Source organism: Pseudostreptobacillus sp., from assembly GCF_977040545.1.
The window spans coordinates 1-7,874 of sequence record NZ_CDRRBS010000054.1; the positions used below are offsets into that span (position 1 = coordinate 1).

Genomic DNA, 7,874 nt, shown 5'->3' on the forward strand with positions numbered 1-7,874 from the left:
TTCAAAGTATATTTTGCAACATAATCTGAACTATTACTTTCAAAACTTTTATCTAATCCACTATTTTTGATATTAGCCATTTTCCTAAAACCAGTATTAGTTGGTCCTGGTGCAAGTATAGAAACTCTAATATTAGTTTTTTTCAATTCAAAATTAAGCGCTCTTGAAAATGAAGTTACAAAAGCTTTACTTGCATAATATACTGCCATCCAAGGACCTGGCATAAAACTCGCAATAGATGAAACATTTAATATATATCCTTCATTATATTTTTTCATATCTTCAAGATAATTTCTAGTCATAGTAATTAATCCTGAAATATTTAAATTTATCATATCTATATTTTTTTTATTATCACTATCAGCAAATAAACTATAATCACCAAATCCTGCATTATTAATTAATTTATAAACAAATATATTCATATCTTTAGTTTGCTTATAAACAGCATTAACTTGATTTATATCTGATAAATCAGCTTTAATAATTACTGTTTCAGGAAATTCTTTTTTAAATTCTTGAAGTATTTCTATTCTTCTTGCAACAAGTATTAACTTTTCACCTTTTTTTGCAAATTCATAAGCTAAACTTTTTCCTATACCCGAACTTGCACCAGTTATTAATATATATTTATTATTCATAGTGTATTTCACTCCTCCAACTACTTTTAGTTACTATTATATAGAAAATTATCGCAGTCATAAAATTAGAAAAAAGATTACCATAAAATACAGAATAATAACTAAATATACTATGCGTTAAAACTATAAAGAAATATCTAAATACCCAAATTCTTAAAAAAGTCATAATCAATGGATATACATTTCTCCCTAATGCGTTATATACAGATTGACACATCATAAATACAGTATATGGAAAAGCTGAATATGTATAATAATTTAGAGCATCCATTGCTATTTTTTCAACATTTAAGCTAGGTTTAAACATCATTACTATATATCTAGAATTAGGTATTATCAATAACATCAATATTAATGCAACTATATTTCCTATAAATAATCCTTTTTTAAAAATTTCTTTAGATTTTTTAACATTACCTACACCTATATTCATACTAACCATAGTTGTAACCGTAGTTGCAACACATGTAGGCATTGTAAAACATATACCATTGATTTGAGATGCTATAGCAAGACCAGCAAGTACATCTGCTCCATATATTACAACTTCTCTATTTATTAAAAAGAATCCAAGATTTATACCCATATACGACATCATAGATGGTATTGATAATCTTATAACTTCTTTTAAAAATTTAGGTTCAAATTTAACTTCTTTAATATTTAATTTAAACTTATATTCACGTATAAATAAATCATAATACATCCATATACCTGTTAATATATATGAACTAAGTGAAGCCATTATCGAACCATATATACCTAAATTAAATATAAGTAAATATATGGTATTAAATACTAACTTTAGTATCAATAATACTACCATTCTATAAAAAGAAGATTCTGGTTCGCCTATTGCACTTTTAATTGAATTAAAAATAGATGCCATAAATTGAAAAGGTATAATCATAGAACTTAAAGAAAAATATATTAATGCATACGTTTTAAGTCTATTATCATTTGGAACAAAAAATTGTGCTGCAAAAATAGCGATAGGTATTAAACATATACCTATAAATAACCCAAAAAATAATATCTCTAAAGAACGTTTTTTTACTCCTACCACATCGTCCTTACCATTTAGTTGACCAATTATAGACATAGCTACTACCCCTAATCCTTGGGATAAGGAAATTAAAATATTAATAGCCGGTTGTACATATGAAATTGCCGCTCCTACATCTGTTCCTAGTTTTATATTAAGAAATAAGGAATCTGAAAATGGAATTAAAGTTTGCACTATTGCCATCATAAATGTTGGTATTGTTAAAAAAAGTATAGATTTAACAATATCACCATTTAATATCATTTCTCTTCTTTCATCTAAATTTGTTTTAAATAAATTCATATCACATCTTTCTATTTAAGAAAAGCATATGCCTTAACATATGCTTTTAAACTTAATCTAATACTTTTATTATTTTTCTACAACTATTATTTCTGTACTTCCAGCAACACTCTTACCTGGAACTAAAGATTCAACATTTTTAAAATCGTCAGGTTCAAGTACAACTACTGGGGTAACAACAGAATCAGCATTAGCCTTTAAGAAGTCTAAATCATACTTAACTATTGGATCTCCAGCATTTACTTTGTCTCCTTCTTTAGCAACTGCTTCAAATCCTTCTCCATTTAATTTAACAGTATTTAATCCAAAATGTGTTAATACTTGTATTCCATCTTCAGTCTCAACAACAAAAGCATGTTTAGTTTCAAATAATTGTATTATTGTCCCACTTACAGGAGCACTAACAACTCCACTTTCTTCTGGAACTACTCCAACACCTTTACCTAACATTTCTTCTGCAAATGTTGGGTCAGGAACTTCACTTAAAGGTATAACAGTTCCATTTAAAGGTGAAACTATTTTAACCACTACTGGAGTTTGTTCTACTTCTTTTTTCTTACCTAATAAAAAATCAAAAAATCCCATATTTCTAAACAGTATGATTGAAATCATACTCTCCTTTCTAAAATTTATTTTTATATATTAAGTATATCATAGAAATATACAAAATTCAAAAAATATTTTGTGTTTATTTACAGTATAAAACTAATATATATCTTGAAAAAAAATTTTATATAAGCTATACTTTAGATATATCACTTATAATTAGTAAATCAATTTACTAATTGGAAGGAGTAAAAATGATAAAAATAGAAAAAATAAATAGTATAATCGGGTTATGTGGTAGATATATTAGGAATGAAAAAACAAATAGAGTTATTAAAATTGAATCTATAAATATAACATCATATACTCATAATACTGAAAATAAATATTTTTTATCAGATAAAGACTCTGTAGTTATTAGTGGAACAGAACACGAAATAATCATTGCTTTATTAGGATGGACTTTAGTATAAATTTAATTAAAAAAAATTAAAAAAAACATCAATAAATATGTTGATTTTTGTTTGAAATAATGATAAAATAAATTAGATTTAAATATTAACAAATATAAATAAACTCTATAAGAGAAAGAGTGTTTAGGGTTCCGAAGATATTATCTTGCTGGTCCAAGCAACACTGGTACTTGTAAAAGTATTACACCATAGGGACAAAAGCCCAGGAGGTAGGTTTCACTTAAAAGCCTACTTTTCTGGGCTTTGTTTATTTTGAAATTCAATCTTAGGAGGTACTTTAGTTATGTTAAGTTATTTTAAACTTAAAGAACACGGAACAGATTTAAAATCTGAATTTTTAGGAGGATTAACTACATTCCTAACAATGGCATATATTTTAGGAGTTAATGCAAGTATTTTAGGTAGTGCAGGGCTAACACCTGGATCTGTATTTTTTGCAACAGCTATATCATCAGCTGTAGCTACTATTTTCATGGGAATTTATGCAAATGCACCTATAGCACTTGCACCCGGTATGGGACTTAACGCATTCTTTACATATACGGTTGTACTAGGTTCTGGATATACACCTGCTGAAGCACTTGCTATGGTATTTGTATCAGGTTTAATATTCCTTACCATTTCTGTTTTAGGACTTAGAAAACTAATTATTGATTCTATTCCTACAAGTTTAAAAAAATCAATTGGAGCTGCTATAGGATTCTTTATAGCATTTATAGGTCTTAATAAGTTAGGTATAATTATTGCAAACCCAGCTACTTATGTAACACTTGGATCTTTCAAAAATCCCACTGTATTATTAGGAGTATTCGGATTAATCTTAACATTAATATTAATGACTTTAGAAATTAGATCTGCAGCATTTCTTGGATTACTAGCAACAGCTATTTTAGGTATAGTATTAGGATTATCAGGTGTTTCTGGTATGCCTACTTTACCTAATGGAATAATTAGTTTATCATTTGACACTTCTAGTGTAGGGCTATTTTTAAGTGGATTAGGAAGTATATTAACTAAACCAGAAAGTATAGTTATAATATTTACTATGTTATTTGTTGATTTTTTTGATACAGCTGGAACTCTTATAGCCGTTATAGATAAAATTAAAGGTTTAGTAAAAAATGAACATCCTGAATTAGAAGTTGATTATAACATGGATAAAATGTTCTATTCTGACGCATTAGGTACTGTAGTCGGAGCTACTTTAGGAACTTCAAATGTAACTAGTTTTGTTGAATCTTCAAGTGGGGTTGCTGCTGGAGGAAGAACTGGATTATCTTCAGTAATTGTTGGAATATTATTTTTACTTTCAACATTATTCTCTCCATTATTATCTGTTGTAGATTCTATTGCTGTAAATGATACACTATTTTTATCTCCAGTTGTTGCACCAACTTTAGTAATAGTTGGAGTTCTAATGGCTACTCAATTATCTAATGTTGATTGGCATGATTTTAGAGCTGCTGCTTCAGGATTTGCAACAATAATAATAATGGTTTTATCTTATTCTATAGCTAATGGTATAGCTGCAGGATTTATAGTTTATGTAATAACAAATATATTTAGCAAAGAAAAGAAAAAATTACCTGCTATTATATGGGTTTTATTTGTGATTTTCTTATTACACTTTGCTTTAGTTTAATAATAAATAACCTATTATAGAGGAGTTTAATTACTCCTCTATTTTTAATTATTCTAAACTAATTTTTTTTATTTGATTATAACTATTTAAAAAAAACATTTTATATGGTATTATTAGTTATATAAAATAGAAAGAGGTCAAATTATGATAAACAAAGATTTATTAAAAGATGATTTGTATTTAGCTGTTAATGGAGAGTGGTTAAAAACAGCCATTATTCCAGAAGATAGAGCACAAGTAGGAGGTTTTCAAAACTTAGTTATTGATATTGAAAAACTTTTACTAGAAGATTTTAAAAATTTAAAAAATGTAGAAAATCCTGAAATGAAAGAATTTTTAAAATTCTTTAATGAAGCAAGAAATTTTGAAAAAAGAAATAAGGAAGGATATACAGAATTAAAAAAATATATTACTAAAATATCTGAAATTAAAGATTATAATGATTTTTCTAAAATTCTTAAAGAATGGACTTTAAAAGGATTCCCATTACCATTTAGTATGTTTATTGGCCCTGATATGATGAATGCTAAAATTAATGTATTACATTTAAATAGAGCTTCTATTATACTTCCAGATAAAACTTACTATGAAAAAGAAAATGGAAAAATTTTAATTAAGTCTTACACTAAGATGTTAGAAAAAATTTTTGAAGAATTAGATTATAGTACAAATGAAGTAAAAGAACTTATTGATAAAACTATAGAATTTGATAAAATTATATATCCATATACTAAAACTTCTGTTGAATTGGCTGATTATACTAAATCATATAACCCTAGAAGTATGGAAAATGTAAAAAAATATTCAAATAAAATCAATTTCGAAATATTTATAAATGATATTTTAGAACAAATTCCAGAAAAAATAATCGTAGATGAACCTAACTTCTTTGAAAATTTAGAAAATATTTTAACAGATAATAATTTAGAATTGTTAAAAGCATGGTTAATATCTAACTTAGTAATTTATCTTAGTAGTTTATTCACAGATAATTTAAGAATTATTGGTGGTCTATATCAAAGAGAAAAATCAGGTATTAAAGTAGCTGATAGTATAGACAAATACTCATATTATACTTCAACAGCTATGTTTGCTGGTGTTATAAGTGTATATTACGGTAAAAAGTATTTTGGTGAGAAAGCTAAAAATGATGTAGAATATATGGTAAAAAATATTATTAATATTTATAAAAAAAGATTAGAAACAAACACTTGGCTTAAAGAAAATACTAAAAAAATGGCTATTAAAAAATTAAACACTCTTGGTATTCTTATAGCTTACCCTGAAAAATATAAAGATGTATATAAAGAATTAAAATATAATGACAATGAAACATTTTTTGAAAATTTCATAAAATTTAAACAAATAAAAATTATAGATCACTTTAAAAAATGGAATACAAATGTTGATAAAATGGAATGGGGTATGAGTTCAAATACAGTTAATGCTTATTATCATCCATTACATAATCACATTTGCTTCCCAGCTGCTATATTACAAGAACCTTTTTATAGTATTACTCAATCTAAAAGTAAAAATTATGGAGGTATTGGTGCTGTAATTGGTCATGAAATTTCCCACGCTTTTGATAATAATGGAAGTAATTATGATGAAAATGGAAACTTATTAAACTGGTGGGATGAAGAAGATTATATAAAATTTGAAGAAAAAACAAATGAAATGATAGAACAATTTGATGGTATACCATTTGGAAATGGAAAAGTAAATGGTAAACTTACAGTTTCTGAAAATATTGCTGATTTAGGAGGAATAACTTCAGCATTAGAAGCATTAAAATTAGAAGAAGAATATTCATTAGATGAATATTTTATAAACTGGGCTAGAATATGGAGAAGAAAAGCTAAACCAGAACACATTGATCTTCTTTTAAATGTAGATGTTCATTCTCCTGGAGAATTAAGAGCAAATATAACTCCACAAAATTTAGATGATTTTTATAAAACATTTAATATTAAAGAATCAGATAAAATGTATAGAGAAAAAGAAAAAAGAATTATAATTTGGTAAAATCACTCTTGACAAAGATAGTTAAATTATGTAGAATATAGTGTATTAATACAAAAATTACATGTAATAACATGATGTGAATCATGTAGAAAGGAGCTCAAAATGGCAGTACCTAAGAAAAGAACTTCTAAAGCTAAAAGAAATATGAGAAGAACACATGATGCTATCAGTGCGCCAAGTATAGTAGTTGAAAATGGTAATGTAAGAAGACCTCACAGATTAAATCTTGTAACAGGTGAATATAGAGGAAGAAAAATTCTAAAATCTTCAGTTGAAGAAATAGTTGAATAATTAAATCAAACGGCAATCTTGAATTGCCGTTTTTATATTATTCCAAATATATTTAGAATATATAATAATCTAAATTATATATAAATAATTATTTCAATTTAAATTTTTGAATTTTTTTTCATAAAATATTATTTTTAGGAAGTTTTTTGTCATTTTTTTAAATTTAATATATATATATTTTTTACAATAATAAATATATATTCATATACATATTCATTGACTTTAAAATTTGTGTATGTTAATATCTTTGTATAGATTTAAACGAGGTGACTTATGATTTGTATTGTAGGTGGTTCTAATATCGACATACAAGGTTTTTCTCAAACTAAACTTAATCTATACGACTCAAATCCTGGTACTATACAAAAAGGATTTGGTGGAGTTGGAAGAAATATTGCAGAAAATCTTGCTTTGTTAGATACAAAACCAAAATTAATATCACCTATTGGTGATGATAATTTTTCTAATGAATTAGTTCAATACATGAAAAATGTTGGTTGTGATATGAGTGATTCAATGAAAATTGAAAATAGTCAACTTTCAACATACTTATCTGTATTGAATGAAGAAAATGAAATGGTTGTTGCAATCGCAGCTATGGATATATTAGAAAAATTTGATAAAGATTTCATTTCTACTAAAAAAGATTTGATTTCAAAATCTGATATTCTTGTTTTAGATACCAATCTAAAAAAAGATGTTCTTGAGTATCTTTCTGGTACACATAAAAAAACAGTTATTGATTTAGTTTCTACTAAAAAATCTGTAAAAATAAAAGATTTTTTAGGAAACTTTCATACAATTAAAGCTAACAAATTAGAAATTGAAGTAATAACTGATATAACAATTAAAAGTCAGGAAGATTTAATAAAAGCAGCTAAAGTATTATTAGAAAAAGGTGTTAC

8 protein-coding genes are annotated in these 7,874 nt (G+C 25.8%); 5 read left to right on the forward strand and 3 right to left on the reverse strand.

Going from position 1 to position 7,874, the window contains the following annotated elements; translation table 11 throughout:
* The 3 genes from ACWYO2_RS03825 to ACWYO2_RS03835 form a co-directional block, all read right to left on the reverse strand.
* Nucleotides 1-641, reverse strand: a 641-nt coding sequence (locus tag ACWYO2_RS03825) for an SDR family NAD(P)-dependent oxidoreductase (protein ID WP_455515175.1), incomplete at its 3' end; no start/stop codon positions are given.
* A complete protein-coding gene (locus ACWYO2_RS03830) occupies nucleotides 634-1,989 on the reverse strand; it encodes an MATE family efflux transporter (protein ID WP_455515176.1) in 1,356 nt (451 codons plus the stop codon). The genes ACWYO2_RS03830 and ACWYO2_RS03825, both read right to left, overlap by 8 nt.
* Nucleotides 1,990-2,058: 69 nt before the next feature.
* Nucleotides 2,059-2,601, reverse strand: a complete 543-nt coding sequence (locus tag ACWYO2_RS03835) for a PTS sugar transporter subunit IIA (RefSeq protein WP_455515177.1) — start codon at nucleotides 2,599-2,601, stop codon at nucleotides 2,059-2,061.
* A gap of 188 nt (nucleotides 2,602-2,789) precedes the next feature.
* On the opposite strand from ACWYO2_RS03835, the gene ACWYO2_RS03840 reads away from it, so the two are divergent.
* The 5 genes from ACWYO2_RS03840 to ACWYO2_RS03860 all read left to right on the forward strand — a co-directional run.
* Nucleotides 2,790-3,008, forward strand: a complete 219-nt coding sequence (locus ACWYO2_RS03840) for a hypothetical protein (RefSeq protein WP_455515178.1) — start codon at nucleotides 2,790-2,792, stop codon at nucleotides 3,006-3,008.
* Nucleotides 3,009-3,291: 283 nt separating this feature from the next.
* Complete coding sequence (locus ACWYO2_RS03845; RefSeq protein ID WP_455515179.1) at nucleotides 3,292-4,650, forward strand: NCS2 family permease; 1,359 nt, start codon at nucleotides 3,292-3,294, stop codon at nucleotides 4,648-4,650.
* 144 nt (nucleotides 4,651-4,794) lie between these two features.
* The gene (locus ACWYO2_RS03850) at nucleotides 4,795-6,678 is read left to right on the forward strand and encodes a M13-type metalloendopeptidase (protein WP_455515180.1); all 1,884 of its coding nucleotides are present in this window, start codon (nucleotides 4,795-4,797) and stop codon (nucleotides 6,676-6,678) included.
* Between the two features lie 102 nt (nucleotides 6,679-6,780).
* Complete coding sequence (gene rpmF / locus ACWYO2_RS03855; RefSeq protein ID WP_455515181.1) at nucleotides 6,781-6,969, forward strand: 50S ribosomal protein L32; 189 nt, start codon at nucleotides 6,781-6,783, stop codon at nucleotides 6,967-6,969.
* Nucleotides 6,970-7,242: 273 nt separating this feature from the next.
* Nucleotides 7,243-7,874: PfkB family carbohydrate kinase (locus tag ACWYO2_RS03860; protein WP_455515182.1), on the forward strand; the 632-nt coding region annotated here is incomplete at its 3' end.